Source organism: Kangiella koreensis DSM 16069, from assembly GCF_000024085.1.
Taxonomy (GTDB): Bacteria; Pseudomonadota; Gammaproteobacteria; order Enterobacterales; family Kangiellaceae; genus Kangiella; species Kangiella koreensis.
Genome location: NC_013166.1, coordinates 454539 through 476949, shown reverse-complemented (window position 1 = coordinate 476949; position 22411 = coordinate 454539). Strand labels below are relative to the sequence as shown.

Below are 22411 nucleotides of genomic sequence, written 5' to 3'. Positions count from 1 at the left end.
AAAATTACCAATACTATTCATAGTTAACTATGAATAAAAAGGCGCAAGACATGTCTTGCGCCTAATTCTTACTGCTGAGACTTAGTCACCAAGAATACTTGATGGTGGCCAATTCTCTAAACGCATACCCAAAGACAAACCACGTGATGCAAGAACGTCTTTAATTTCAGTTAAAGACTTCTTACCAAGGTTAGGAGTTTTAAGCAACTCAACTTCAGTGCGCTGTACCAAGTCACCAATATAATGGATATTCTCAGTTTTAAGACAATTAGCAGAACGAACAGTCAGCTCCAGATCATCAACCGGACGCAATAGGATCGGGTCGATTTCTGGTTCTTCTTTCTCTGGCTCAGCTTGTTTTTCATCTTTTAAGTCAACGAATGCTGCCAATTGTTCCTGAAGAATCGTTGCGCTACGGCGAATCGCTTCTTCTGGGTCAATAGTACCATTTGTTTCAAGGTCTAAAACAAGCTTGTCCAAATCTGTACGTTGCTCTACACGAGCCGACTCGACTGTGTAGGAAACTTTCTTCATTGGGCTGAAAGAAGCATCAACTTGTAATACACCAATTGCTTTATCTTCACCCTCAGGTTGTTTACGAGTATTAGAAGCCTCGTAACCACGCCCTAGGCGAATTTTAATGCGCATATTCAATGCACCACCTTTATTCAAGGTAGCGATGTAGTGATCTTTGTTGACCACTTCAGTGCCTGATACTTCTTCAATGTCAGCAGCAGTCACGACGCCTTCACCTTTTTTCTGAAGAGTTAAAGTAGCTACTTCTTTATCTTCAAGGCGAACAGCCAACCCTTTTAAGTTCAAAAGGATATCGATAACGTCTTCTTGAACGCCCTCAATAGCTGAGTACTCATGAAGAACACCGTCGATTTCTACTTCTGTCACTGCGGCACCTGGCATAGAAGATAGCAAGATGCGACGTAGTGAGTTACCCAAAGTGTGTCCAAAACCACGCTCAAAAGGTTCAAGTACAACTCTGGCTTTTGTGCCTTCGCTTGATTCAACCTTAATTTGGCGCGGAGTCAGAAATTCAGTCGCTGACATATGATCCCTCTCAAGGATTAAAATTACTTAGAGTACAACTCTACGATTAGGTTTTCATTGATGCTGGCGTCTAGCTCAGAGCGTTCTGGAACACGCTTAAACTGACCTTCCATTTTCTTACCATCAACTTCAATCCACTCTGGCTTGTCACGCTGCGCAGCCAATTCCAGAGCAGCGACGATACGCGCTTGCTTCTGTGACTTCTCACGAACAGAAACAACGTCTTCTGCTTTTACCGTGTAAGAAGGAATATTGACTGTTTCGCCGTTTATCAAGATAGCTTTATGGCTAACTAATTGACGAGCTTCACCACGAGTAGCAGCATAACCCATACGATAAACAACATTATCCAAGCGAGATTCCAAAAGTTGTAACAAGTTAACACCTGTTGCACCTTTTAGACGATCAGCTTCTTTGTAGTAGTTGCGGAATTGACGCTCAAGTACGCCATAAATACGACGAACTTTTTGCTTTTCACGTAACTGTAAACCATAGTCAGAAAGACGGCTTCGACGCGCGCCATGCTGACCAGGGGCTACTTCAATTTTACATTTAGTCTCAATTGCACGTACGCCAGACTTGTGTCCTAAATCGACACCTTCACGACGCGACAATTTGAGCTTTGGACCTAGATATCTAGCCATTTCAAACTCCCGTTAATCTCTTATACACGACGCTTTTTAGGCGGACGACAACCATTGTGAGGAATAGGTGTCACGTCAGTTATGTTAGTGATCTTGAAGCCAGCTGCATTTAATGCACGAACCGCTGATTCACGACCTGGTCCAGGACCTTTAACAAAAACTTCAACGTTCTTCATACCCATTTCTTTTACTACTTGAGCAGCGCGATCAGCGGCTACCTGTGCAGCAAATGGTGTCGATTTACGTGAACCACGGAAGCCAGAACCACCCGAAGTTGCCCATGCAAGAGCATTACCTTGACGGTCTGTGATCGTTACGATGGTATTGTTAAACGACGCGTGAATATGCGCCATACCATCAACAACGTGCTTTTTAACTTTCTTCTTGGTAGTACGAGGTGATTTCGCCATGTGTTATTCCACCATAACCATTATTTCTTGATTGGTTTACGAGGACCTTTACGGGTGCGTGCATTTGTCTTCGTACGTTGACCGCGCAATGGCAGGTTACGACGATGACGGATACCACGGAAACAACCCAAGTCCATCAAACGTTTAATATTCATGTTGATTTCGCGACGCAAATCACCTTCAACGGTAAATTTGCTCACCTCGTTACGTAGATTCTCAATTTGGTCATCGTTCAAATCTTTGATCTTTGCAGTAGTTTCAACTCCTGCAGCAGCACAAATTTTTTGTGCACGAGGACGACCGATACCATAGATAGCGGTCAAGGCGACATCAGCATGCTTATGTACCGGAATGTTAATACCAGCTATACGAGCCATTTAACAATTTCTCCTAAATTAAATAAGCAGGCGTGAAAGGCCGCGTATTCTAGCCATATCACGCCTGAAAATCAACCAATTAAATGACTAACCTTGACGCTGTTTATGGCGTGGGTCAGTACAGATAACGCGAACACTGCCGTGACGACGAATCACTTTGCAGTTACGGCACATTTTTTTTACAGAAGCACGAACTTTCATTTGCTACTCCAACATGCTTTAGCGACGAACACGACCCGACGGGCCCTGTTTCTTAAGATTCGCTTTCTTAAGTACTGAATCATATTGCTGCGACATAAGGTGAGCTTGCACCTGAGCCATAAAATCAATGGCAACAACAACAATGATCAGCAGTGAAGTTCCACCGAAGTAGAACGGATAATTAAAGATCAGGATTAGGAACTCTGGCATTAAACATACAGCGGTCATGTATAGAGCACCCCAGAAAGTCAAACGTGTTGTGACTTTATCAAGGTACTGTGCTGTTTGTTGACCAGGACGAATACCCGGAATAAATGCTCCTGACTTCTTTAAATTGTCTGCAGTATCTCTTGGGTTCTGCGTCAATGCAGTATAAAAGAATGCAAAGAAGATAATACCAACAGCATACAACATAATGTATACAGGTTTACCTGGCTGTAAATTCTGAGCCATGGTTGTTAACCAGGAGACTTCACCCGAGCCGCTACCAAACCAGGATAATAAAGTACCCGGGAATAGTACGATGCTCGATGCAAAGATAGCTGGGATAACACCTGCCATATTAAGTTTCATTGGCAAGAAACTGCTTTGCGCTGCAAAAACTTTGTTTCCTTGCTGACGTTTTGCATAATTAATGGTAATGCGACGCTGAGCGCGCTCAAACCATACGATAAAGTAAACTACCGCTAATGCGAAAACACCAAATACAAGAACACCTAGAATATTACGGTCACCGTCATATGCATCAGAGAATATCTGAGCAATCGCTTGAGGGAAACCTGCAACAATACCTACCAAAATAATGATAGAGATACCATTACCAATACCACGCTCAGTGATTTGCTCACCCAACCACATCAAAAACATAGTTCCCGTAACTAAAGTCACAACCGCGATGAAATAAAACGAGAAATCGGGGTTAGCAACTAAGCCAGGAATTAATCCAGGTAATTGAGTAGACATACCAACTGCTTGAATTGTTGCCAATGCAACAGTCAAGTAACGAGTATATTGGTTAATTTTACGGCGGCCACTTTCGCCTTCCTTCTTGATCTCTTTCAGGCGTGGATCAACAAAACTCAATATTTGCATAATAATAGAGGCCGAAATGTACGGCATAATACCTAGCGCAAATACGGAAGCACGCTCAAGCGCACCACCTGAGAATACGTTGAACATCGTAAAGATAGTTCCACCCTGATTTTCCAAGAATGCTTGCAAAACAGAGCCGTCAACGCCCGGAACTGGAATAAAAGAACCAATCCGGAAAACAATAATAGCCATGAGCACAAACAGCAATCGCTGTTTGAGCTCACCTAAACCACCGCTTTTAGCTGATTGCTGTGGTGATAATGCCATTATTCTTCAACCTTTCCACCAGCTGCTTCAATAGCAGCTTTTGCGCCTTTGCTAACACGAACGCCACCGGTTACTGTGACAGCACGTTCAATGTTACCTGATAGCATGATTTTAACGTTTTCGATGTTGTTTGTGATAAGGCCAGCTTTTTTCAAGCTCAACATATCAACCACTTCACCTTCAACTTTTGCTAGCTCGTCTAAACGAATTTCCGCACTAACTAAAGCTTTACGCGATTTAAAACCAAACTTAGGCAAACGCTGTTTCAAAGGCATCTGACCGCCCTCAAAACCAATCTTATTGAAACCACCAGAACGTGATTTCTGACCTTTGTGACCACGACCAGCAGTTTTACCATCAGTAGAACCGATACCGCGACCTACACGTTTGCGATCTTTTTTACTACCAGGAGCTGGCATCAATGTATTTAAACGCATGATATTACTCCTCTACACTAACCATGTAGTAAACTTTATTTACCATACCGCGAGTTGAAGCAGTGTCTTCAACTTCTACCGTATGACCGATACGACGCAAACCTAGGCCACGCAAGCTAGCCTTATGGCTTTCCAAGCGGCCGATGCTTGAACGCGTCTGCGTTACTTTCATCATTTTCTTTGCCATGGTCTTAGTCCAAAATCTCTTCTACAGTTTTACCACGCTTGGCAGCCATATCTTCTGGAGAAGTCATTTGCTTCAAACCGTTAATCGTTGCACGAACGATATTAATTGGGTTTGTAGAGCCAATGCTTTTTGCCAAGATATTTTGGATACCTAGCACTTCAAATACCGCACGCATTGCACCGCCTGCGATAATACCAGTACCTTCAGAGGCTGGTTGCATGTACACCTTTGATGCACCATGCGCTGCTTTTACTGCGTGTTGCAAAGTGTGGCCGTCTTTCAATTCAACTTGAATCATATTACGACGAGCCTGCTCCATTGCTTTTTGAATCGCAACAGGGACTTCTTTTGCTTTACCACGACCAAAGCCAACTTTACCTTTACCATCACCAACAACAGTCAAAGCTGTGAAGCCGAAAATACGACCACCTTTAACCACTTTGGCAACGCGGTTTACGTTGACCAATTTCTCAACTAAACCTTCTTGGTTATTCATATCTTTTGCCATGCTTCACACCTTAGAATTGTAAGCCTTTCTCACGAGCCGCATCAGCCAAAGCTTGAACGCGACCATGATATTTAAAACCACTACGGTCGAAAGCAACCTGCTTTACACCCGCTTCCAAGGCACGCTCAGCTACCAAGGTACCGATATGCTTTGCAGCATCGACATTACCCGTAGACTTAACGTCACCGCGAACTGTCTTCTCGACAGTCGAAGCGCTAGCGATCACATTACCGTTCTCACCGCTGATTACTTGTGCGTAAATGTGGCGAGGGGTTCTGTTAATAACTAGACGGTTAACGCCTAGTTCATGCATTTTTGCACGGCTTTTAGCCGCACGACGCAAACGTTGAATTTTCTTCTTCATAACCCTGCCCTACTATTTCTTCTTGGCTTCTTTACGAACAATACGCTCGTCAGCATAACGAACACCTTTGCCTTTGTAAGGCTCTGGTGGACGATAGGCACGAATGTTTGCCGCAACCTGACCCACGACTTGTTTGTCAGCACCTTTAACAAGTAATTCTGTTTGAGAAGGCGCCTCAATAGTAATGCCCTCCGGTGCTTCGAACTCTACTGGGTGAGAGAAACCTAGGCTTAAGTTCAATTTTTTACCTTGAACCTGTGCACGATAACCAACACCAACAAGCTGAAGTTTCTTTTCGAAACCGTCAGTAACGCCTGTAATCATGTTGTTAACTAGTGCACGATATGTACCAGCCATAGCCCAGCTTTCTACGCCAGCTGAAGGTGTGAAAGAAATTTCACCATCTTCAACTTTCAATTCAACGTCAGAATGCAAAGCTTGTTCTAGCTGACCTTTTGAACCTTTTACACTGATCACGCCATCTTTGATGTTTACTTCAACACCTGAAGGGATAGATACAGCGCTTTTTGCTACACGTGACATCTTATTCTCCCCTTACGCTACAGTGCAAAGAACTTCACCGCCGTGGCCATTTTTACGGGCCGCGCGGTCAGTCATAACACCTTTAGAAGTAGAAATGATCGCAACGCCTAAACCACCAATTACTTTAGGTAGCTCATCTACTTTCTTATAGATACGTAGACTAGGACGACTTACACGCTTCAATTCTTCGATAACCGGACGACCTTGGTAATATTTCAACTCAATAGTCATGGTCGGTTTTGTACCTTCTTCTACGCTAAAGCCAGCGATGAAACCTTCATCAACTAAAACTTGAGCGATAGCTTTTTTTAATTTTGATGCAGGAATAGCGACATTTTTCTTCGCAGCGGTCTGGCCGTTACGAATACGAGTCAACATATCTGCAATAGGATCTTGCATACTCATAGTGATTCTCCCAAGCTTTACCAGCTAGCCTTAACCAAACCAGGAACGTCACCTTTCATAGCATGCTCGCGAAGCTTATTACGGCATAAGCCGAATTTGCGTAAGTAAGCATGTGGACGTCCAGTTACACGACAACGGTTACGTTGACGCACAGGATTTGCATTACGTGGTAGCTTTTGAAGCTTCACCTGAGCATCCCAAATTTCTTCTTCAGAAGAGTTAGGATTTTTGATGATTGCTTTAAGCTCAGCGCGTTTTGCAGCGTACTTCTCTACAGTGTTAGCACGCTTTAATTCACGCTCAATCATTGATCTTTTAGCCATAGCGTGCCCCTTATGATTTCAATGGGAAGTTAAACGCATCTAACAATGCGCGACCTTCATCATTGGTAGTTGCCGTGGTTGTGATTGTGATATCCATACCGCGGATTTTATCTACTTTATCGTAGTCGATTTCAGGGAAGATAATTTGTTCCTTGATACCAACTGAGTAGTTACCACGACCATCGAACGATTTAGGATTCAAACCACGGAAGTCACGAATACGTGGAATCGCGATAGAAACAAATCTCTCGAGAAATTCCCACATACGCTCGCCACGCAGAGTCACTTTACAGCCAATAGGATAATCATCACGAATCTTAAAGCCTGCAATTGATTTGCGTGCTTTAGTGATAATTGGTTTTTGGCCTGAGATAGCTGTCATATCGTTGACTGCGTGCTCAAGAATTTTCTTGTCCGCAATAGCCTCACCCAGACCCATGTTTAATGTGATCTTGGTAATGCGTGGGACTTGCATAACTGATTGGTACTCAAACTTCTCGAGAAGTTGGGGTACCACAGTCTCTTTGTAAAAGTTGTGCAGTTTCGCCATCATTAATTACCTGAATATTAACAAATTAAATTGTTTCGCCAGTTTTCTTAAAGAAGCGTGATTTCTTACCGTCTTCTACTTTAAAGCCCACACGATCTGCTTTGCCAGTAGATGGGTTATAAATCGCTAAGTTAGACATGTCTAACGATGCTTCTTTATCGACAATTCCACCTTCATTGATAGAACCATCCGGATTTTGACTTGGCTTGGTGTGTTTCTTCACCAAATTGATGCCATCAACAATCACGCGACCATTTGATAAAACACGCTTAACGTTACCGCGCTTACCTTTATCTTTGCCTGCGATTACGATGACTTCGTCGCCACTTTTAATCTTTTGCATGATTCTCGTCTCTCTACAGTACTTCCGGTGCCAAAGACACGATCTTCATAAACTTGTCACCACGTAGTTCACGTGTAACAGGTCCAAAGATACGAGTACCAATCGGCTGTAAGTTGTTGTTCAAAATAACAGCAGCATTACCATCGAAACGGATCAAAGAACCGTCTGGACGACGTACGCCCTTACGAGTACGTACTACAACTGCGTTTAGAACGTCACCTTTTTTCACCTTACCGCGTGGAATCGCTTCTTTTACGCTCACTTTGATTACGTCACCAATGTTGGCGTAACGGCGATGCGAACCACCCAGTACTTTAATACACATTACTCGACGAGCGCCTGAGTTATCAGCTACGTCTAGCATTGATTGCATCTGGATCATGGTTTTCTCCGCTTAAACCCGCGCTAAAATGGCGCGAGAGTATACCATTAAATTACTTAAATTCCTAACCCCGAGGAAAACTAATTACTCGGGGCAGGCTTTATCCAAAATTACTTAGCGCGTTCTACTATCTCTACCAACTTAAAAGATTTGGATTTAGAGATAGGACGACACTCAACGATTCGGACTACATCACCCGTTTTACACTCGTTAGTTTCATCATGAGCGTGGATTTTAGTCGAACGCTTGATGAATTTACCGTACAGCGGGTGTTTTACCTGGCGCTCAATCAAGACAGTGATAGATTTATCCATCTTGTCGCTGATTACTTTGCCCTGTAATGTGCGTTGAATAGTATCAGTGCTCATTATGACGCCGCCTTTTGGTTGATTATGGTTTTAACACGAGCAATATCACGACGTAATTCACGCACTTTATGCGTTTCCGTCATTTGGCCCGTAGCCTTTTCCATACGTAACTTGAATTGATCTTGTAACAATTCGTGCAACGTTACGTTGAGCTCTTCAACGCTCTTGTCTTTCAATTCTGTCGCTTTCATTACATCACCGTCCGTTTAACAAAGGTAGTTTTGAAAGGAAGTTTTGCAGCAGCTAAAGCGAACGCTTCACGTGCTAAATCCTCCGAAATACCCTCAACTTCATATAACATACGGCCCGGCTGAATTTGTGCAACCCAGTACTCAACGCTACCCTTACCTTTACCCATACGCACTTCAAGAGGCTTTTTGGTAATTGGCTTGTCAGGAAATACACGAATGTAAACCTTACCGGCACGTTTCATATGACGGGTCATTGCACGACGAGCAGCCTCAATTTGGCGTGCTGTCATACGACCGCGACCTGTCGCTTTCAAACCGAATTCACCGAAGCTCACATCATGAGCTACTGTGCCACGGTTACGCAGTTTGTGCTGCTTGCGATATTTAGTTCTTTTTGGCAATAACATACTTGCTCACCCCTATTTCTTAGCTTTAGGAGCAGGTTTTCTGCGGCGAGGTTTCTTATCTTCTTTTGGCTCAACTTTTTCTTGGCCTGGAAGAACTTCACCTTTGAAAATCCATACTTTAATGCCGATGATTCCGTAAGTCGTCAATGCTTCAGATGTTGCGTAATCAATGTCCGCACGTAATGTGTGCAATGGAACACGACCTTCGCGATACCACTCTGTACGAGCGATCTCAGCGCCACCTAAACGACCACTTACTTCGATTTTGATACCCTCAGCACCAAGACGCATTGCATTTTGTACCGCACGCTTCATGGCGCGACGGAACATAACACGACGCTCAAGCTGTTGAGCAACGTTGTCACCTACAAGCTGGGCATCCAACTCAGGCTTACGTACCTGCTCTACAGATACTTGGGCTGAAACGCCTGCCATGTTGGCAATCTTCGCGCGTAACTTCTCGATATCTTCACCTTTCTTACCGATGACGATACCAGGGCGCGCAGTGTGAATAGTCACACGAATTGCTTTTGCAGGACGCTCAATATCAACTCGCGATATAGAGGCGTTCTTCAATTCTTTGAACAACCACTTACGGATGTTGATGTCACTCTCAAGGTAATCCGCAAAATCGCCGCGCTCAGCATACCAAGTAGCAGTATGCTTCTTTACGATACCTAAGCGGATACCAGTAGGATGTACTTTTTGACCCATTACCTTCTCCTAGTTATCCGATACTTTAACGGTTACGTGGCTAGAACGCTTCAAAATACGGTCGCCACGACCTTTAGCGCGGGGACGCATACGCTTGGCAGTTGGGCCTTCATCGACGAACACAGTTGAAACTTTCAACTCATCGATATCTGCGCCTTCATTGTGCTCAGCGTTAGCAATCGCAGACTCAAGAACTTTCTTAATTAATCGAGCTGCCTTTTTTGGGCTAAACTCAAGAACGTTCAACGCTTTCTCTACTGGCAAGCCACGAATCTGGTCGGCGACGAGACGCATTTTCTGTGCCGAGATGCTAGCATTGCGCAATTTAGCTGCTACTTCCATCTTTCACTCCTCGCCTTACTTCTTCTTCTTGGCTTTCTTGTCAACATCATGGCCATGGTAAGTACGAGTCAATACAAACTCGCCTAACTTATGACCTACCATGTCTTCGTTTACGAAAACAGGTACGTGCTGACGACCATTGTGAACGGCAATCGTCAAACCAACCATTTCAGGGAATACGGTTGAACGACGAGACCACGTTTTAATCGGTTTCTTGTTACCAGAGGCCGCAGCTTCTTCAACCTTCTTCAATAAATGAAGGTCGATGAATGGGCCTTTCTTTAACGAACGTGCCACAGTGCTATCCTCTATCGTTTGTTACGGCGACGGACAATTAGCTTGTCAGTGCGCTTATTACTACGGGTTTTCTTACCTTTGGTTGGAACACCCCATGGAGACACAGGATGACGACCACCAGAAGTACGACCTTCACCACCACCATGTGGGTGGTCTACCGGGTTCATAGCGACGCCTCGAACTGTCGGGCGAACACCGCGCCAGCGTTTAGCACCCGCTTTACCCAGGCTACGTAACATATGCTCAGAGTTGCCAACCTCACCAATAGTGGCGCGACATTCTGAAAGCACTTTACGCATTTCGCCCGAACGCAAACGTAGAGTTACGTATGCACTATCACGTGCAACGATTTGGGCGTAAGCACCTGCGCTACGAGCCATTTGCGCACCTTTACCAGGTTTAAGTTCAATGTTGTGAACAACAGAACCAACCGGAATGTTACGCATTGGCAATGTGTTACCCGTTTTAATAGGTGCTGCATCGCCAGAAATGATAGGGTCACCAGCTTTTAAACCTTTAGGAGCGATAATGTAACGACGCTCACCATCTGAGTAACAAACCAAAGCAATGTGTGCACTACGGTTTGGATCATACTCAAGACGTTCAACTTTCGCTGGGATACCATCTTTATTACGTTTGAAGTCGATAACACGGTAATGTTGCTTATGACCACCGCCAACGTGACGCACTGTAATGCGACCATTGTTATTACGACCACCATTTTTAGATTTCTTCTCAAGCAAACTTGCTTCAGGTTTACCCTTATGCAAGTCTGGATTGACCACTTTGATTACAAAGCGGCGTCCAGGAGAAGTTGGTTTAGCTTTTACAATTGCCATTTACTTGTCTCCTTCTTACTCGCCGCCTGCAAAGTCAAGGTCTTGACCAGGCTTCAATGATACATAAGCTTTCTTCCAATTCGGACGACGGCCTTCTACAAGACCAAAACGCTTACGCTTACCTTTCATGTTCAAAGTGCGAACAGATTCCACTTCAACCTCAAACAAGGTTTCAACGGCTTTCTTAATTTCACGCTTGTTAGCATCTTTGGCCACTTTAAATACAAACTGACCATCGCGCTCAGCCAAAATCGTCGCTTTCTCTGAAACGTGAGGGGCCAGAAGAACTTTTAAGATACGCTCTTGGTTCATCCTAACATCTCCTCTACTTTCTTAATCGCAGGAACCGTCATGATCACCTTGTCAAAACCGATTAGGCTGACAGGGTCAAGTGCGTTCACATCGCGCACGTCAACTTTGTACAAGTTGCGAGAAGCTAAGAACAAATTCTCATCAACAGAATCTGTTACGATTAATGCTTCTTTAACATCCAATTCTTTCAGCTTAGCCGCTAACTCTTTAGTTTTTGGCGCTGAAACCGAGAAGTCTTCAACAACGATTAAACGCTCTTGACGAACCAACTCAGAAAGAATGCTTTGGATAGCACCGCGATACATTTTGCGGTTAACTTTTTGCGTGTAGTCTTGTGGTTGCGCGGCAAAAGTAACACCACCTTTACGCCATAATGGGCTACGGATTGTACCAGCACGGGCACGACCTGTACCTTTTTGACGCCATGGCTTCTTACCACCACCACTAACAGCGCTACGGTTCTTTTGTGCACGAGTACCGGCACGAGCAGCCGCTAAATAAGCAACGACCACCTGGTGAACTAATGATTCGTTAAACTCACGACCAAAAGCCACTTCAGAAACCTTGATTGCGCCGCCAGATGTTAAACTAAGTTCCATAGTCAACTCCTCTTGGCCTAGGCTTTCTCAGCAGGACGTACGATAACGTCACCACCGGTAGCGCCTGGGACGGCACCTTTGATTAACAACAAATTGCGCTCAGCATCAACACGTACAACTTCAAGAGTTTGTACCGTTACACGCTCAGCACCCATATGACCTGACATCTTCTTGCCTTTAAATACGCGACCAGGAGTTTGGTTTTGACCAATAGAACCTGGAGCACGGTGAGACAAAGAGTTACCGTGGGTAGAATCTTGACCGCGGAAGTTCCAGCGTTTAATTACGCCAGCGTAACCTTTACCTTTAGAGGTACCTGTTACGTCAACTTTCTGACCCGCTTCAAAGATATCAACTTTAACTACGCCACCAACTTCAAAGCCGTCCAAAGAATTCACGCGGAACTCCCATAAACTACGACCTGCTTCAACGCCAGCTTTCTTATAATGTCCAGCTTCCGCCTTACTGATGCGGTTTGCCTTACGGCTTCCTGTAGTAATCTGGACCGCTTCATAACCGTCAACGTCAGTTGTTTTCAACTGCGCGATGCGGTTTGGATCGGCTTCTACTACGGTAACCGGGATAGACACGCCGTCTTCAGTGAAGACACGAGTCATTCCTCGTTTTATACCTACTATTCCGATAGCCATGTTTTATAAACCTCAACCGAAATGGTTATCTACCTTGCTTCTAGTGTTGCCTTAAGAAAGGCTAATTTGAACATCAACACCAGCAGCCAAATCCAACTTCATCAAAGCATCAACTGTTTTTTCCGTTGGCTCGATGATGTCCACCAAACGCTTATGCGTACGAATTTCATACTGATCACGCGCATCTTTATTTACGTGCGGAGAAACCAGGATGGTGAAACGCTCTTTACGAGTTGGTAAAGGGATAGGACCTTTTACCTGAGCACCTGTACGTTTAGCGGTATTTACGATCTCTGAAGTCGATTGGTCAATCAACTTGTGATCAAACGCTTTCAATCTGATTCGAATACGTTGCTTTGCCATTGCAAAGAACTCCACTTTAAAAATTAAAGAACATAAAAAACCGCTCCACCCTGCTACAACGAGGGGTGCGGTTACCAAACTATATCAGACTCCAATCGAGCCCGTTGTTAGCAAAATCAATAACTTACTTTCTAAAAAGTCTGAGATTGCTTCGCAAGAACAACCCTAATAGTGGCCGTTACGCCTACTAAGGGACGCGCATTATATTGCAAAAGGTCGCTTATAACAAGCCTTTTGGCAAATAAGTCGCAAAAAGAACTTAATAAAAAAGCGAGTCCGAAGACTCGCTCTTAAACAGCTGCTATCAATTATTCAAGAATTTTAGCAACAACACCAGCGCCTACTGTACGACCGCCTTCACGGATCGCAAAGCGCAAACCTTCGTCCATCGCAATCGGAGCGATCAACTCTACGTTCATTTTGATGTTATCACCTGGCATAACCATCTCTACGCCTTCTGGTAGTTCACAAGCACCCGTTACGTCAGTCGTACGGAAGTAGAACTGTGGACGGTAGCCTTTGAAGAATGGAGTATGACGACCACCTTCTTCTTTTGATAGAACATACACTTCAGCTTCGAAACGAGTATGCGGGTTGATAGTGCCAACGTGTGCCAATACCTGACCACGCTCAACTTCATCACGCTTAGTACCACGTAGTAGTACACCTACGTTGTCGCCTGCTTCACCTTGGTCAAGCAATTTACGGAACATCTCTACACCAGTTACCGTAGTCTTCGTTGTATCTTTGATACCAACGATTTCGATCTCTTCACCCACTTTGACCACACCGCTCTCAACACGGCCGGTTACTACCGTACCACGACCTGAGATTGAGAAGACGTCCTCGATTGGCAACAAGAATGGCTTGTCAATCGCACGCTCTGGCTCTGGGATGTAAGTGTCTAGTGCTTCGCCTAATGCTACGATAGCTTCTTGACCTAATGGGCCTTCGTCACCTTCCAACGCTTTCAACGCTGAACCACGGATGATTGGCGTGTCGTCGCCTGGGAATTCGTATTGGTCTAGCAATTCACGAACTTCCATCTCGACAAGCTCTAACAACTCTTCGTCGTCGACCATGTCGCATTTGTTCAAGAATACGATGATCTTAGGTACACCTACCTGACGTGATAACAAGATGTGCTCACGTGTCTGTGGCATTGGGCCGTCTGCAGCCGATACTACCAAAATCGCGCCGTCCATCTGTGCAGCACCGGTGATCATGTTTTTAACATAGTCAGCGTGGCCTGGGCAGTCTACGTGTGCATAGTGACGGGCTGGAGTTTCGTATTCAACGTGTGAGGTTGAAATCGTGATACCACGCTCTTTTTCTTCTGGAGCGTTATCGATATCTGCGAAAGCTCGAGCGGCACCGCCGTATACTTTTGCCAATACAGTACAGATTGCTGCAGTTAGGGTCGTTTTACCGTGGTCAACGTGGCCAATAGTGCCGACGTTTACGTGCGGTTTGTTACGTTCAAATTTTTCTTTAGCCATTTTCAATTCCTCTAATTAAAGTTTGGAACTAATGTTTCAATAATAAAATTAAGAATTCTTGCTCATAATCGCTTCAGCAATGTTATTCGGAGCTTCTGCATAATGCGCGAACTCCATGGTAAAGCTAGCACGACCTTGCGACAAACTGCGCACGTCAGTAGCATAACCAAACATTTCTGAAAGCGGTACTTCAGCATCAATTACTTTGCCGGAGGCATTTTCGCCCATACCTTTCACAAGACCACGACGACGGTTAAGGTCACCCATAACATCGCCCATGTACTCTTCAGGTGTTACAACTTCAACCTTCATCATAGGCTCTAATAATGCTGGATTAGCAGTTTTCGCTGCGTTTTTAACAGCCAAGCTACCAGCAATCTTAAACGCCATTTCATTCGAGTCGACATCATGGTAAGAACCATCATAAAGAGTCGCTTTAACGTCTAACACAGGGTAGCCCGCTAGAATACCGTTTTCTAGCTGCTCTTCAATACCCTTAGCAACTGCACCGATGTATTCTTTTGGAACAACACCACCGACGATAGCATTTTCAAATACAAAGCCTGTGCCAACTTCTTGCGGCTCAAGTTTAACCCAAACGTGACCGTATTGACCGCGACCACCTGATTGACGTACGAATTTGCCTTCGACTTCAACGGTATTGCGAATCGACTCACGGTAAGCAACCTGAGGAGCACCAATATTAGCTTCAACCTTAAACTCACGCTTCATACGATCAACGAGAATATCCAAGTGAAGCTCACCCATACCAGAAATAATGGTTTGGCCTGATTCTTCATCAGTACGCACGCGGAAAGATGGATCTTCTTGCGCCAACTTACCTAAAGCAATACCCATTTTCTCTTGGTCAGCTTTGGTTTTAGGTTCAACTGCTACCGAAATTACCGGCTCAGGGAATTCCATACGCTCCAGGATGATCTTATGGTCAAGATCACACAAGGTGTCACCTGTTGTAACATCTTTAAAGCCAACACCAGCAGCAATATCGCCTGCGCGGACTTCTTTGATTTCCTCACGGCTATTAGCATGCATCTGAACGATACGACCAATACGCTCTTTCTTCTGCTTAACTGAGTTGTAAATGCTGTCACCAGAATTAATAACACCAGAATAAACACGGAAGAAGGTTAAAGTACCAACAAATGGGTCAGTGGCAATTTTGAACGCCAGGGCTGAAAATGGTGCGCTGTCATCAGCTTCACGAATTTCAAATTCCTCGCCTTCATCGTCAACAGTACCTTGAATCGCTTTAACTTCTTTTGGCGAAGGCATGTATTCAACAATAGCGTCTAATACTGCTTGAACACCCTTGTTCTTAAATGCGGAACCACCGAAAACAGGGATAATTTCGTTAGCAAGTGTACGCTTACGAATACCCATTTTGATTTCTTCTTCGGTTAGCTCGCCGCCTTCCAAATATTTTTCCATCAATTCTTCAGTAGCTTCAGCTGCCGCTTCTATCATTTCCATGCGCATCTCTTCACACTTATCCTGAAGATCCGCTGGAATATCCTGGTATTCAAAAGTCATTCCCATGTCTTCTTCATTCCAGATGATAGCTTTCATTTTTACTAGATCGACAACACCGGTCAAATCATCTTCTGAACCAATGGTTAATTGCATTGGAACAGGATTAGCATTCAATCGGTCTTTCAATTGCTGTACAACATTTAAGTAGTCAGCACCAGTACGGTCCATTTTATTAACAAATACCATACGTGGAACTTCATACTTATTTGCTTGACGCCATACTGTTTCAGTTTGAGGCTGAACACCTGACGAACCGCACAATACAACGACAGCACCATCCAATACACGTAAAGAACGCTCTACCTCAATGGTAAAGTCAACGTGTCCAGGGGTGTCGATAATGTTAATACGGTGCTCGTCGAACTGAGCTTGCATACCACGCCAGAAGGTTGTAGTAGCAGCAGAGGTAATAGTAATACCACGCTCTTGCTCCTGCTCCATCCAATCCATGGTAGCAGCGCCATCATGCACCTCACCGATCTTATGCGAAAGACCAGTGTAGAAAAGAATACGCTCAGTAGTAGTAGTTTTACCCGCATCTACGTGAGCACAGATACCGACATTACGGTATCTCTCAATAGGGGTTTTACGTGCCACAATAAACTCCTTGGATTACCAACGGAAATGTGAGAAAGCTTTGTTAGCTTCAGCCATACGGTGAACATCTTCACGCTTCTTAACAGCTGAACCACGGCCTTCCAATGCATCAAGTACTTCGCCAGCTAAACGCTCACGCATTGATTTTTCGCTACGCTTACGAGCAGCTTCAGTTAACCAACGCATAGCTAATGCTGTTTGACGCGCAGGGCGTACTTCAACAGGTACCTGATAAGTAGAACCACCTACACGGCGAGACTTAACTTCCACCATAGGGCGGATGTTATCTAAGCCTTTCTCAAATAATTCTAATGACTCTTCGCCTGATTTTTTCTCAGTGATAATGTCCAAAGCACCATAAACAATTTTTTCAGCAGTAGACTTTTTACCATCTTGCATCAATACGTTTATGAACTTCGCTAACAATTCACTTCCGAACTTAGGATCAGGAAGGATTTCGCGTTTCGCGACAACACGTCTTCTTGGCATGTTAAATTTTCCTCATGCATGTGTAACTTCAGGATAATCCAGAATAAGCAGTTACGTTTCTTATCTGGCCTTACTCACATAGTGAAATAGCCGACCGGACGGTCAGCTACTAGACTATTCTCTAATTGTATGGTCTCAATATGTCAAAGATATTAAGACCAGTTGCTAGCGTTTAATTTAGCAAGCTAGCTTTTAATTCTTCGAAAAAGTCTTATTGCCAGGCATTTGAATTATTTTAATGCGATTTGGTGATTTACCAATGAGCCGCAAAATAATTCTAAATAACGCCGCAATAAGGCTTTTGCGTGAATTAAATTAACCTTTTGGTCGCTTAGCACCGTACTTAGAACGGCCCTGCTTACGATCTTTAACACCTGCAAGGTCAAGCGTACCGCGAACACAGTGATAACGTACACCTGGCAAATCTTTTACACGACCGCCACGGATAAGTACTACGCTGTGCTCTTGTAGGTTGTGACCTTCACCACCGATGTATGAAGAAACTTCATAACCGTTAGTTAAGCGTACACGCGCTACTTTACGCAAAGCCGAGTTTGGCTTTTTTGGCGTAGTAGTATAAACACGAGTACAAACGCCACGACGTTGCGGACAAGCTTCCAATGCAGGAACGTTTGTCTTTTTTACCTGCTTTGTGCGAGGTTTTCTTACTAGCTGATTAATTGTAGCCATTTAATAAAATCTCTATATCTAGTTCACGCTAAACTTGCGCGCCGATAACTCTAGGGCGCGCTATTCTAAAGAGGTCATGATTTAAAGTCAAGCTTGGCTAAAGTTTGATCATTAGCCAAGCAGATCTCTTGATCAGTCCTCACCCTCATTAATTGAGCTGAGCTCATCAGACAGTGCCTGTTCTACTTCGTCTGCTGTTAGGCCTAAGTCTTCAGTCACTGACTCTGCGCGTTTACGACGGCGTTCCGCATGATAGGTTAAACCTGTACCTGCTGGAATCAGACGACCTACGATGACATTCTCTTTCAAGCCACGCAAATCATCAGTCTTACCATTAACAGCCGCTTCGGTAAGTACCCGCGTTGTTTCCTGGAAGGAAGCTGCAGAAATAAAGGACTCAGTTGCCAAAGAAGCTTTTGTAATACCCATCAATACACGTTCAAAGTGTACTGGATCCTTACCGGCTTCAACAAGCTTGTCATTTTCTTCAAGCACTCTAACTACTTCCATCTGATCACCTTTTAGAAGTAGTGAGTCACCTGCATCAGTGACAATACACTTACGCAACATCTGGCGAATAATCACTTCGATGTGCTTATCGTTAATGCCTACGCCTTGCAGACGATAGACTTCTTGCACTTCGTTGACAATGTAACGTGCAAGTTCAGTAATCCCTTTCAGACGTAAGATATCGTGTGGATTGTCTGCACCGTCAGATACCACCTCACCTTTCTCAACTTTTTCACCTTCGAAAACGTTGAGCTGACGCCATTTAGGAATTAGCTCTTCATAGGTATCGCCGCCGTCTTGGGGAGTTATAACTAAGCGACGTTTACCTTTTGTTTCTTTACCAAAGGTCACAGTACCTGAAATCTCTGCCAAAATAGCAGGTTCTTTCGGTTTGCGAGCTTCGAACAAGTCTGCCACTCGTGGTAGACCACCGGTAATATCTTTTGTTTTTGAACTCTCTTGAGGAATACGGGCAATTGCATCACCAATATTTACTTCAGAGCCATCTTCCAAGCTAACGATAGCGTTAGTTGGTAAGAAGTATACCGCTGGCATTTCCGTACCTGGGATATAAAGATCTTTGCCCTTCTTATCAAGCAATTTGATCGCAGGCTTAACATCAGAACTTTTACTACCACTACGCTGCTTGTTTTCAGTAATTACGATTGAGCTCAAGCCAGTAAGTTCATCAGTCTGGCGTTCAATGTTAACGCCTTCAATCATATCAACGAACTCAATTTTACCGTCTAGCTCAGCAATAATTGGGTGAGTGTGCGGATCCCAGTTGGCAACGATGTCGCCCCCTTTCGCTTTCTCACCTTCTTTAGTGCTAAGAACAGAACCGTAAGGAACTTTATAACGCTCACGCTCACGACCATATTCATCAATTACGTTCAATTCAGCTGAACGCGAAACGATCACTAGCTTGCCATCTTGACGCTCAACTGTCTTAGCGTTTTTAAGACGAATCTGGCCATCGTTTTTAATTTGTACATTGTTGTCAGCAGACGCACGAGATGCCGCACCACCGATGTGGAACGTACGCATCGTTAACTGAGTACCTGGCTCACCAATTGATTGAGCAGCAATTACACCAACTGCTTCACCTTGATTGATGATATGACCACGAGCCAAGTCACGACCATAACAGGCGGCACAAACACCGGTACGAGTTGAACAAGTGATTACAGAGCGAACCTTAACCTGGTCTACAGAGTTTTGCTCTAGAATCTCCACCCACTTCTCGTCAAGTAGCGTGCCAGCTTCTGCTAATACATCGTCCGTGCCTGGAACATAAACATGCTCAGCAATAACACGACCCAATACACGTTCACGCAATGGCTCAACAACATCACCACCTTCAATTAGCGGAGACATATAGATACCTTCTTCGGTACCACAGTCATGCTCAGTGATAACCATGTCTTGCGCAACATCAACCAAACGACGAGTCAAATAACCAGAGTTAGCTGTTTTCAATGCCGTATCGGCCAAACCTTTACGTGCACCGTGCGTCGAAATAAAGTACTGAGATACATCCAGACCTTCGCGGAAGTTTGCCGTAATCGGCATCTCAATAATCGAGCCATCCGGCTTAGCCATCAGACCACGCATACCCGCTAGCTGACGAATCTGGGCAGCACTACCACGAGCACCTGAGTCGGCCATCATAAAGATAGAGTTGAAAGATGGCTGACGAACTGTATTGCCTTCTTTATCAACAACTTCTTCGGTACCGATGAAGTCCATCATCGCTTTTGCAACTTTCTCGTTGGTATGAGACCAGATATCAACAACCTTGTTGTAGCGCTCGCCTTGAGTTACCAAACCAGAGTTAAACTGTTCTTGAATCTCGGCAACTTCTTTTTCCGCTGCTTCAATGATCCCTGCTTTAGCATCTGGGATTGCCATGTCTTCGATACCAACCGAAGCACCTGAACGTGTCGCATAGCTAAAGCCCGTATACATCAATTGGTCAGCAAAGATCACCGTAGCTTTCAAGCCGCACTCGCGATAACAGGTATTCACCAACTTAGAAATCGCTTTCTTGGTCATTGCCTTGTTGACTAGTTCGAAACTAATACCGTCAGGAACAATGCCCCATAAAAGTGAACGACCCACTGTAGTTTCGGCAAGTTCGATGCGAGCAGTTTTAGTACCCTCTTCATCGATATCAACCATTGGCAATCGAACTTTAACTTTCGCGTGCAGGTCTACAATACCATTAGCATATGCGCGCTGAACTTCGTCTGCATCAGCAAAGATCATACCTTCGCCTTTGGCATTAACACGATCACGCGTTAAGTAGTAAAGACCAAGTACAACATCCTGCGTAGGAACGATAATTGGCTCACCATTAGCTGGAGATAAAATATTGTTGGTCGACATCATCAAAGCACGAGCTTCAAGCTGGGCTTCAATCGTCAATGGAACGTGTACCGCCATTTGGTCACCATCAAAGTCAGCGTTGTATGCCACGCAGACTAGAGGGTGTAGCTGAATTGCTTTACCTTCAACCAATACAGGTTCAAATGCCTGGATACCTAAGCGGTGAAGTGTTGGAGCACGGTTAAGTAGTACCGGATGCTCACGAATAACTTCTTCCAGGATATCCCAAACTACTGGTTCTTCGCGCTCAACCATTTTCTTTGCAGCTTTAATGGTTGTTGCAAGACCACGTAGCTCAAGCTTGCTGTAAATAAATGGTTTGAACAGCTCAAGTGCCATTTTCTTGGGCAGACCACATTGATGCAATTTCAATGTTGGTCCAACAACGATTACAGAACGGCCTGAGTAATCTACACGTTTACCTAACAGGTTCTGACGGAAACGGCCTTGCTTACCTTTGATCATGTCAGCAAGTGATTTCAATGGACGTTTGTTAGAACCTGTGATGGCTCGGCCACGACGACCGTTATCTAACAGAGCATCTACTGATTCTTGTAACATACGCTTTTCGTTGCGGACTATAATGTCTGGAGCATTAAGATCCAACAAGCGACGTAAACGGTTGTTACGGTTAATCACTCGACGATATAAATCATTCAAATCAGATGTTGCGAAACGACCACCATCCAGAGGAACAAGTGGACGCAAATCTGGTGGAAGTACTGGTAATACAGTCATGATCATCCATTGAGGATCATTACCTGAATCCAGGAATGCTTCTAGAAGTTTTAAGCGTTTGCTTAACTTCTTTAATTTGGTTTCAGAGTTAGTCGAAGGAATTTCTTCCTCACGAATTCGCTGAGCTTCTTCTTTCAGGTCAATCAGATCAAGCAGTGCACTGATCGCTTCAGCACCCATCTTAGCTTCGAAATCATCACCGAACTCTTCTAAAGCGTCCAAGTAACCTTCTTCGCTTAATAGCTGACCCGCTTCCAAAGTTGTCATGCCTGGCTCTGTAACAACGAAAGCTTCGAAGTAAAGAATACGCTCGATATCACGTAGCGTCATATCCATCAACATACCAATACGACTTGGCAATGACTTCAAGAACCAGATATGGGCAACAGGACAAGCTAGGTCAATATGACCCATGCGCTCACGACGAACCTTTGTTAACGTGACTTCTACACCACATTTTTCACAGATAATGCCGCGGTGCTTTAGACGCTTGTATTTTCCACACAAACATTCGTAATCTTTTACTGGGCCAAAGATCTTGGCACAAAATAAACCGTCACGTTCCGGTTTAAAGGTACGATAGTTAATTGTCTCTGGCTTTTTTACTTCGCCAAATGACCAAGAGCGGATCTGGTCCGGTGATGCCAAGCCAATACGGATCGCATCAAACTCTTCGGACTGGTTCTGCTGCTTAATAAAATTTAATAAGTCTTTCACAATCGCTCTCCTGATGGAGTTAAAACCTTTACCCTAATGGCTCCACAGTTACTGT

32 protein-coding genes are annotated in these 22411 nt (G+C 44.4%); all 32 read right to left on the bottom strand.

What is annotated here, in order from left to right; translation table 11 throughout:
• Positions 1–81 precede the first annotated feature (81 nt).
• Positions 82–1062, bottom strand: a complete 981-nt coding sequence (locus tag KKOR_RS02325) for a DNA-directed RNA polymerase subunit alpha (protein WP_012800396.1) — start codon at positions 1060–1062, stop codon at positions 82–84.
• 23 nt (positions 1063–1085) lie between these two features.
• The gene (gene rpsD, locus KKOR_RS02320; protein ID WP_012800395.1) at positions 1086–1706 is read right to left on the bottom strand and encodes a 30S ribosomal protein S4; all 621 of its coding nucleotides are present in this window, start codon (positions 1704–1706) and stop codon (positions 1086–1088) included.
• A gap of 20 nt (positions 1707–1726) precedes the next feature.
• Positions 1727–2116 carry a 30S ribosomal protein S11 gene (gene rpsK / locus KKOR_RS02315; RefSeq protein WP_012800394.1) on the bottom strand — a complete coding sequence of 130 codons (390 nt, stop codon included), beginning with the start codon at positions 2114–2116 and terminating at the stop codon, positions 1727–1729.
• A gap of 20 nt (positions 2117–2136) precedes the next feature.
• Positions 2137–2493, bottom strand: coding sequence for a 30S ribosomal protein S13 (gene rpsM / locus KKOR_RS02310; RefSeq protein WP_012800393.1), 357 nt, complete (start codon positions 2491–2493; stop codon positions 2137–2139).
• Between the two features lie 87 nt (positions 2494–2580).
• Positions 2581–2694, bottom strand: a complete 114-nt coding sequence (gene rpmJ, locus KKOR_RS02305; protein ID WP_012800392.1) for a 50S ribosomal protein L36 — start codon at positions 2692–2694, stop codon at positions 2581–2583.
• 18 nt (positions 2695–2712) lie between these two features.
• The gene (secY, locus tag KKOR_RS02300) at positions 2713–4053 is read right to left on the bottom strand and encodes a preprotein translocase subunit SecY (RefSeq protein WP_012800391.1); all 1341 of its coding nucleotides are present in this window, start codon (positions 4051–4053) and stop codon (positions 2713–2715) included.
• On the bottom strand, positions 4053–4490 hold the full coding sequence (gene rplO, locus KKOR_RS02295; protein ID WP_012800390.1) for a 50S ribosomal protein L15: 438 nt from the start codon (positions 4488–4490) through the stop codon (positions 4053–4055). The genes secY and rplO overlap by 1 nt, the downstream gene beginning before the upstream one ends.
• A 4-nt stretch (positions 4491–4494) precedes the next feature.
• Positions 4495–4677 carry a 50S ribosomal protein L30 gene (gene rpmD, locus KKOR_RS02290; protein WP_012800389.1) on the bottom strand — a complete coding sequence of 61 codons (183 nt, stop codon included), beginning with the start codon at positions 4675–4677 and terminating at the stop codon, positions 4495–4497.
• A 4-nt stretch (positions 4678–4681) separates the two neighbouring features.
• Positions 4682–5185: a 30S ribosomal protein S5 gene (rpsE, locus tag KKOR_RS02285; RefSeq protein ID WP_012800388.1), complete on the bottom strand. Its 504-nt coding sequence runs from the start codon at positions 5183–5185 to the stop codon at positions 4682–4684.
• Positions 5186–5195: 10 nt separating this feature from the next.
• Positions 5196–5549 (bottom strand): 50S ribosomal protein L18, encoded by a 354-nt coding sequence (gene rplR, locus KKOR_RS02280; RefSeq protein ID WP_012800387.1) that lies wholly within the window; start codon positions 5547–5549, stop codon positions 5196–5198.
• Positions 5550–5561: 12 nt separating this feature from the next.
• A complete protein-coding gene (gene rplF / locus KKOR_RS02275; RefSeq protein ID WP_012800386.1) occupies positions 5562–6092 on the bottom strand; it encodes a 50S ribosomal protein L6 in 531 nt (176 codons plus the stop codon).
• Positions 6093–6104: 12 nt separating this feature from the next.
• Positions 6105–6497, bottom strand: coding sequence for a 30S ribosomal protein S8 (gene rpsH, locus KKOR_RS02270; RefSeq protein ID WP_012800385.1), 393 nt, complete (start codon positions 6495–6497; stop codon positions 6105–6107).
• Between the two features lie 17 nt (positions 6498–6514).
• A complete protein-coding gene (rpsN, locus tag KKOR_RS02265) occupies positions 6515–6820 on the bottom strand; it encodes a 30S ribosomal protein S14 (RefSeq protein ID WP_012800384.1) in 306 nt (101 codons plus the stop codon).
• Positions 6821–6830: 10 nt separating this feature from the next.
• On the bottom strand, positions 6831–7370 hold the full coding sequence (gene rplE, locus KKOR_RS02260) for a 50S ribosomal protein L5 (protein ID WP_041295990.1): 540 nt from the start codon (positions 7368–7370) through the stop codon (positions 6831–6833).
• Positions 7371–7395: 25 nt separating this feature from the next.
• Positions 7396–7713: a 50S ribosomal protein L24 gene (rplX, locus tag KKOR_RS02255; RefSeq protein ID WP_012800382.1), complete on the bottom strand. Its 318-nt coding sequence runs from the start codon at positions 7711–7713 to the stop codon at positions 7396–7398.
• 13 nt (positions 7714–7726) lie between these two features.
• Positions 7727–8095, bottom strand: a complete 369-nt coding sequence (rplN, locus tag KKOR_RS02250) for a 50S ribosomal protein L14 (RefSeq protein ID WP_012800381.1) — start codon at positions 8093–8095, stop codon at positions 7727–7729.
• 110 nt (positions 8096–8205) lie between these two features.
• Complete coding sequence (gene rpsQ / locus KKOR_RS02245) at positions 8206–8463, bottom strand: 30S ribosomal protein S17 (RefSeq protein ID WP_012800380.1); 258 nt, start codon at positions 8461–8463, stop codon at positions 8206–8208.
• Entirely contained in the window at positions 8463–8654 is a 192-nt protein-coding gene (gene rpmC, locus KKOR_RS02240; RefSeq protein ID WP_012800379.1) for a 50S ribosomal protein L29, read from the bottom strand. The genes rpsQ and rpmC overlap by 1 nt, the downstream gene beginning before the upstream one ends.
• A complete protein-coding gene (gene rplP / locus KKOR_RS02235) occupies positions 8654–9061 on the bottom strand; it encodes a 50S ribosomal protein L16 (protein WP_012800378.1) in 408 nt (135 codons plus the stop codon). Before rplP ends, rpmC begins: the two co-directional genes overlap by 1 nt.
• A 12-nt stretch (positions 9062–9073) precedes the next feature.
• Positions 9074–9775 (bottom strand): 30S ribosomal protein S3, encoded by a 702-nt coding sequence (rpsC, locus tag KKOR_RS02230; RefSeq protein ID WP_012800377.1) that lies wholly within the window; start codon positions 9773–9775, stop codon positions 9074–9076.
• Between the two features lie 9 nt (positions 9776–9784).
• Positions 9785–10117, bottom strand: coding sequence for a 50S ribosomal protein L22 (gene rplV / locus KKOR_RS02225; protein WP_012800376.1), 333 nt, complete (start codon positions 10115–10117; stop codon positions 9785–9787).
• A gap of 15 nt (positions 10118–10132) precedes the next feature.
• Positions 10133–10414 (bottom strand): 30S ribosomal protein S19, encoded by a 282-nt coding sequence (rpsS, locus tag KKOR_RS02220; protein ID WP_012800375.1) that lies wholly within the window; start codon positions 10412–10414, stop codon positions 10133–10135.
• An 11-nt stretch (positions 10415–10425) separates the two neighbouring features.
• Positions 10426–11253 carry a 50S ribosomal protein L2 gene (rplB, locus tag KKOR_RS02215; protein WP_012800374.1) on the bottom strand — a complete coding sequence of 276 codons (828 nt, stop codon included), beginning with the start codon at positions 11251–11253 and terminating at the stop codon, positions 10426–10428.
• Positions 11254–11268: 15 nt separating this feature from the next.
• Positions 11269–11565, bottom strand: a complete 297-nt coding sequence (gene rplW / locus KKOR_RS02210) for a 50S ribosomal protein L23 (RefSeq protein WP_012800373.1) — start codon at positions 11563–11565, stop codon at positions 11269–11271.
• Entirely contained in the window at positions 11562–12164 is a 603-nt protein-coding gene (gene rplD / locus KKOR_RS02205; RefSeq protein WP_012800372.1) for a 50S ribosomal protein L4, read from the bottom strand. The genes rplW and rplD overlap by 4 nt, the downstream gene beginning before the upstream one ends.
• 17 nt (positions 12165–12181) lie before the next feature.
• Positions 12182–12814: a 50S ribosomal protein L3 gene (rplC, locus tag KKOR_RS02200; protein ID WP_012800371.1), complete on the bottom strand. Its 633-nt coding sequence runs from the start codon at positions 12812–12814 to the stop codon at positions 12182–12184.
• A gap of 51 nt (positions 12815–12865) precedes the next feature.
• Entirely contained in the window at positions 12866–13177 is a 312-nt protein-coding gene (gene rpsJ, locus KKOR_RS02195) for a 30S ribosomal protein S10 (protein ID WP_012800370.1), read from the bottom strand.
• 308 nt (positions 13178–13485) lie between these two features.
• Positions 13486–14676, bottom strand: coding sequence for an elongation factor Tu (tuf, locus tag KKOR_RS02190; protein WP_012800358.1), 1191 nt, complete (start codon positions 14674–14676; stop codon positions 13486–13488).
• A gap of 48 nt (positions 14677–14724) precedes the next feature.
• On the bottom strand, positions 14725–16824 hold the full coding sequence (gene fusA, locus KKOR_RS02185; protein ID WP_012800369.1) for an elongation factor G: 2100 nt from the start codon (positions 16822–16824) through the stop codon (positions 14725–14727).
• A gap of 15 nt (positions 16825–16839) precedes the next feature.
• Entirely contained in the window at positions 16840–17313 is a 474-nt protein-coding gene (gene rpsG, locus KKOR_RS02180) for a 30S ribosomal protein S7 (RefSeq protein WP_012800368.1), read from the bottom strand.
• A gap of 315 nt (positions 17314–17628) precedes the next feature.
• On the bottom strand, positions 17629–18003 hold the full coding sequence (gene rpsL / locus KKOR_RS02175) for a 30S ribosomal protein S12 (protein ID WP_012800367.1): 375 nt from the start codon (positions 18001–18003) through the stop codon (positions 17629–17631).
• Between the two features lie 132 nt (positions 18004–18135).
• Positions 18136–22356, bottom strand: coding sequence for a DNA-directed RNA polymerase subunit beta' (gene rpoC / locus KKOR_RS02170; protein WP_012800366.1), 4221 nt, complete (start codon positions 22354–22356; stop codon positions 18136–18138).
• Positions 22357–22411 lie beyond the last annotated feature (55 nt).

What these genes read in the sequence shown, in the direction of transcription:
- rpmC (WP_012800379.1), bottom strand. Translation starts at nt 8,654, where the DNA reads ATGAAAGCGACAGAATTGAAAGACAAGAGCGTTGAAGAGCTCAACGTA.
- rpsD (WP_012800395.1), bottom strand. Translation starts at nt 1,706, where the DNA reads ATGGCTAGATATCTAGGTCCAAAGCTCAAATTGTCGCGTCGTGAAGGT.
- rplV (WP_012800376.1), bottom strand. Translation starts at nt 10,117, where the DNA reads ATGGAAGTAGCAGCTAAATTGCGCAATGCTAGCATCTCGGCACAGAAA.
- rplE (WP_041295990.1), bottom strand. Translation starts at nt 7,370, where the DNA reads ATGGCGAAACTGCACAACTTTTACAAAGAGACTGTGGTACCCCAACTT.
- rplW (WP_012800373.1), bottom strand. Translation starts at nt 11,565, where the DNA reads ATGAACCAAGAGCGTATCTTAAAAGTTCTTCTGGCCCCTCACGTTTCA.
- rplP (WP_012800378.1), bottom strand. Translation starts at nt 9,061, where the DNA reads ATGTTATTGCCAAAAAGAACTAAATATCGCAAGCAGCACAAACTGCGT.
- rplR (WP_012800387.1), bottom strand. Translation starts at nt 5,549, where the DNA reads ATGAAGAAGAAAATTCAACGTTTGCGTCGTGCGGCTAAAAGCCGTGCA.
- rpsL (WP_012800367.1), bottom strand. Translation starts at nt 18,003, where the DNA reads ATGGCTACAATTAATCAGCTAGTAAGAAAACCTCGCACAAAGCAGGTA.
- rpsK (WP_012800394.1), bottom strand. Translation starts at nt 2,116, where the DNA reads ATGGCGAAATCACCTCGTACTACCAAGAAGAAAGTTAAAAAGCACGTT.
- rpmJ (WP_012800392.1), bottom strand. Translation starts at nt 2,694, where the DNA reads ATGAAAGTTCGTGCTTCTGTAAAAAAAATGTGCCGTAACTGCAAAGTG.
- rpsG (WP_012800368.1), bottom strand. Translation starts at nt 17,313, where the DNA reads ATGCCAAGAAGACGTGTTGTCGCGAAACGCGAAATCCTTCCTGATCCT.
- tuf (WP_012800358.1), bottom strand. Translation starts at nt 14,676, where the DNA reads ATGGCTAAAGAAAAATTTGAACGTAACAAACCGCACGTAAACGTCGGC.
- rpsE (WP_012800388.1), bottom strand. Translation starts at nt 5,185, where the DNA reads ATGGCAAAAGATATGAATAACCAAGAAGGTTTAGTTGAGAAATTGGTC.
- rpsQ (WP_012800380.1), bottom strand. Translation starts at nt 8,463, where the DNA reads ATGAGCACTGATACTATTCAACGCACATTACAGGGCAAAGTAATCAGC.
- KKOR_RS02325 (WP_012800396.1), bottom strand. Translation starts at nt 1,062, where the DNA reads ATGTCAGCGACTGAATTTCTGACTCCGCGCCAAATTAAGGTTGAATCA.
- rpsJ (WP_012800370.1), bottom strand. Translation starts at nt 13,177, where the DNA reads ATGGCAAAGCAACGTATTCGAATCAGATTGAAAGCGTTTGATCACAAG.
- rplO (WP_012800390.1), bottom strand. Translation starts at nt 4,490, where the DNA reads ATGCGTTTAAATACATTGATGCCAGCTCCTGGTAGTAAAAAAGATCGC.
- rpsC (WP_012800377.1), bottom strand. Translation starts at nt 9,775, where the DNA reads ATGGGTCAAAAAGTACATCCTACTGGTATCCGCTTAGGTATCGTAAAG.
- rplB (WP_012800374.1), bottom strand. Translation starts at nt 11,253, where the DNA reads ATGGCAATTGTAAAAGCTAAACCAACTTCTCCTGGACGCCGCTTTGTA.
- rplF (WP_012800386.1), bottom strand. Translation starts at nt 6,092, where the DNA reads ATGTCACGTGTAGCAAAAAGCGCTGTATCTATCCCTTCAGGTGTTGAA.
- rplX (WP_012800382.1), bottom strand. Translation starts at nt 7,713, where the DNA reads ATGCAAAAGATTAAAAGTGGCGACGAAGTCATCGTAATCGCAGGCAAA.
- rpsM (WP_012800393.1), bottom strand. Translation starts at nt 2,493, where the DNA reads ATGGCTCGTATAGCTGGTATTAACATTCCGGTACATAAGCATGCTGAT.
- rpsN (WP_012800384.1), bottom strand. Translation starts at nt 6,820, where the DNA reads ATGGCTAAAAGATCAATGATTGAGCGTGAATTAAAGCGTGCTAACACT.
- rpsH (WP_012800385.1), bottom strand. Translation starts at nt 6,497, where the DNA reads ATGAGTATGCAAGATCCTATTGCAGATATGTTGACTCGTATTCGTAAC.
- rplC (WP_012800371.1), bottom strand. Translation starts at nt 12,814, where the DNA reads ATGGCTATCGGAATAGTAGGTATAAAACGAGGAATGACTCGTGTCTTC.
- rplN (WP_012800381.1), bottom strand. Translation starts at nt 8,095, where the DNA reads ATGATCCAGATGCAATCAATGCTAGACGTAGCTGATAACTCAGGCGCT.
- rplD (WP_012800372.1), bottom strand. Translation starts at nt 12,164, where the DNA reads ATGGAACTTAGTTTAACATCTGGCGGCGCAATCAAGGTTTCTGAAGTG.
- rpmD (WP_012800389.1), bottom strand. Translation starts at nt 4,677, where the DNA reads ATGGCAAAGAAAATGATGAAAGTAACGCAGACGCGTTCAAGCATCGGC.
- secY (WP_012800391.1), bottom strand. Translation starts at nt 4,053, where the DNA reads ATGGCATTATCACCACAGCAATCAGCTAAAAGCGGTGGTTTAGGTGAG.